The organism is Pedobacter sp., from assembly GCF_041662865.1.
In the GTDB taxonomy this organism is placed as follows: domain Bacteria; phylum Bacteroidota; class Bacteroidia; order Sphingobacteriales; family Sphingobacteriaceae; genus Pedobacter.
Genome location: NZ_JBAZRL010000121.1, coordinates 1 through 2,781, shown reverse-complemented (window position 1 = coordinate 2,781; position 2,781 = coordinate 1). Strand labels below are relative to the sequence as shown.

Genomic DNA, 2,781 nt, shown 5'->3' with positions numbered 1-2,781 from the left:
AAGATTGGAAAGAATTACTAGCTGCTCAATTGTGGAATAATCTCGAATATTACCTTCTTTTTCAGGATTCTCCTCTCGCCATTCTTTTGCAGTCATACCAAATAAAGCCTTATTCAATAAATCTCCCTCGCTGGCATAAATGAATTTCCCAGGTACAGCATTAATTTTCAGAGGTACTAAATTATGTTTAATTGCATCCGTGTGAATCTTGTAATTTACCTTTGCTAATTCTCTTTTTATATCCCATCCAAGAGACAGTTTTTGATTTTCTGCCTCTTTTAATCTCTGGAATTCCTTGATCAAGTAAAGCTTGAACCCTGGACTAATCCAAGAGGCAAATTCAAAGGCGATGTCTTTGTGGGCGAAAGTGCCGCCACCATAACGTCCTGCTTTAGAAAAAATGCCAATAGCGTTTGTTCTAGATACCCATTGATTCGTGGCTAAAATAAAAGAATTTGAAATACTCTGGTTTTTAATACTACCGAATTCGGTAGTATTAAAAACTGGGTTATGAAGCTGCTCCCATAGTCCTATGAATTCTATCGTGTAACCTGTTCTTAACCAGTGAGCTATTACAAGTGATGTTTCTTTAGGGTTTTTATATCTTGCCATATCAGTCAGGCATATATAATCATCATTGTTCTTTTGAAATAGAGATATTACCATACCTTTTACTTCGAGTCTTTTATCTTTTTTCATGATAAATTTTGAGTTAAATAATAATTCAACTCAGAATTCTACCGACCAAACATTAAATTTTCTTAAATTAAATCTAAATTAATTCTAAAATCTCTAAAATAAATATTTTCTTGTCTTTTTTTATCCTTCGAGTAAAATGAAGTTAAATTCCTTATAAATTTTTCCTATGAAAAAGATGAACTCAAAAAAGGGTTTCACCCTGATCGAGCTTTTGATCGTAATCGCGATCATTGCGGTATTGGCCGTAGCTTTCTCACCAACAATCCTCGGCGCACCTGCTAAGGGTAGAGATACTGCGAGGGTAGCTGCTTTGCAGAAGATACAGAAGGTGGTGGTGAGTGCAAATTTGGACGGAAAGTCCTATCCATCTACTGGATGTGTAACTACTGGTTTTGGTGGTGCTACTGATTCTGCTTACTATTTGGCTGCGCTTGGTGGTGCTCTACCTGTGGATCCTCAAACTGACAATGTTTTGCCTACTGTTACCTGCAAAGGTCAATATTATTTCAAGATGAATCCTGATTCTCCTGCTACTAATTATAAATTTGGTGTTTATGCTCATGCAGAAAACGCTTCTACCAACACTTTTAGTTGCGCTGATGCGTATACTGGTAAACTTACACTTAACTCAACTGCAGGTACAGATTTATGTTTCGCAGTTTTGACACAGTGATGACTGATTGATATTAAATTTTAAAAGCTCGGCCGAAAGGTCGGGCTTTTTTTTGTGTTTTTTGTGATTTTTTAAAATTAGTGATAAAATCACAGGTAATTAGTTTCCTTATTAATTTCCTATGAAGACATTGAATTCTAAAAAGGGTTTTACACTGATCGAGCTTTTGATCGTAATTGCTATCATTGCCGTATTGGCTGTAGCTTTCTTGCCAACAATACTTGGCGCACCGGCGAAAGGTAGAGATACCGCGAGGATTGCTGATTTACAAAAAATACAAAAGGTTTTGATAAGTAAAAATCTGACAGGGACTTCTTACCCTACAGCTTCTGGTTTTATTTCAACCACTTCTGATCCTGGTAATTCATTGATTGACTTTAGTATTTATTTGCCTGATTTTGGAGGTAAAATACCTACTGACCCACAACCTGGTAATGTTATTTCTGGTGGTAGTGGTCCAAACCAAATTGGTAAATATCTTTATGCACCGGATCCTAGCGGCAATGGTCCTTCCGGTAACGTACCATCTGGTACTTATGCTTTTGTTCTTCTAGCAAATGTAGAGATTAAATCTAATGCAAATGCTCTTTGCAGTAGCGCTGTGAATGGTGCTTTAGATCCTGTTGGAGCCGAAACAGAGAAGGAAAATTGGTGTTATGCTATTTTAATGACAAAATAATTTTTTAATATTTAATCTCCTTATTAATTTTCCTATGAAGATGTTTAATTCTAAAAAAGGTTTCACCCTGATCGAGCTTTTGATCGTAATTGCGATTATTGCCGTATTGGCCGTGGCCTTCTTGCCTACAATACTTGGTGCACCGGCTAAAGGCAGAGATACTGCGAGAATTGCGAGTTTGCAGAAAATTCAGAAAGTTTTGATAGCTGGTGATTTGGTAGGTACTCCTTATCCAAGTTTTCCTGCTGGTACTTGTATCGACTCCACAACATTTTCAAATTATTTGACTTCTTTGGGTGGGGCCATTCCTAATGATCCTAGTAACAGAAGTGGTACTACTGATTTTGCGGCCAGCACCCTTACGCCAAAGGGTTGTGCTGGAACTGCTCCTGGAAAGTTTTTTTATAAATCTGCACCTAGTACATCTTACAAATTTGGTTTATATGCAGTCATGGAGAATTGTAGTGCTGCAAATGCTCAGTGTGGCCTAGCTGCTGGTGGAACAATTACTGCTCCTACTTGTAGTGGTGGTGCGGCTACGGCAGCAAGTAATTTATGTTATGCAATTTTAATGCAATAAATAAGTGTTATTTTTTATTTTCAAAAGCTCGGCCATCAAGCGGTCGGGCTTTTTTCATATTTAATTTAGAATTAATTTAACTTTAATTTAAGAAAATTTAATGTTTGGTCGGTAGAATTCTGAGTTGAAGCAATATTTAACTCAAAATTT

4 protein-coding genes are annotated in these 2,781 nt (G+C 36.7%); 3 read left to right on the top strand and 1 reads right to left on the bottom strand.

The genetic code is table 11. The features are described 5' to 3' along the window. A partial coding sequence (locus tag WC622_RS16970; protein WP_372820876.1) for a KilA-N domain-containing protein occupies window positions 1-699 on the bottom strand: 699 nt, incomplete at its 3' end. Window positions 700-874: 175 nt separating this feature from the next. Between WC622_RS16970 and WC622_RS16965 the strand changes: the two genes are divergently transcribed. The 3 genes from WC622_RS16965 (at window position 875) to WC622_RS16955 (ending at window position 2,631) form a co-directional block, all read left to right on the top strand. Continuing rightward, window positions 875-1,372, top strand: a complete 498-nt coding sequence (locus tag WC622_RS16965) for a type II secretion system protein (protein WP_372820875.1) — start codon at window positions 875-877, stop codon at window positions 1,370-1,372. 121 nt (window positions 1,373-1,493) lie between these two features. Then, window positions 1,494-2,051: a type II secretion system protein gene (locus WC622_RS16960; protein ID WP_372820874.1), complete on the top strand. Its 558-nt coding sequence runs from the start codon at window positions 1,494-1,496 to the stop codon at window positions 2,049-2,051. Between the two features lie 34 nt (window positions 2,052-2,085). Then, a complete protein-coding gene (locus WC622_RS16955; protein ID WP_372820873.1) occupies window positions 2,086-2,631 on the top strand; it encodes a type II secretion system protein in 546 nt (181 codons plus the stop codon). Window positions 2,632-2,781 lie beyond the last annotated feature (150 nt).

Bases quoted from the DNA above. Each gene is read 5' to 3' on its own strand.
- WC622_RS16960 (WP_372820874.1), top strand. From the start codon at position 1,494: ATGAAGACATTGAATTCTAAAAAGGGTTTTACACTGATCGAGCTTTTG.
- WC622_RS16965 (WP_372820875.1), top strand. From the start codon at position 875: ATGAACTCAAAAAAGGGTTTCACCCTGATCGAGCTTTTGATCGTAATC.
- WC622_RS16955 (WP_372820873.1), top strand. From the start codon at position 2,086: ATGAAGATGTTTAATTCTAAAAAAGGTTTCACCCTGATCGAGCTTTTG.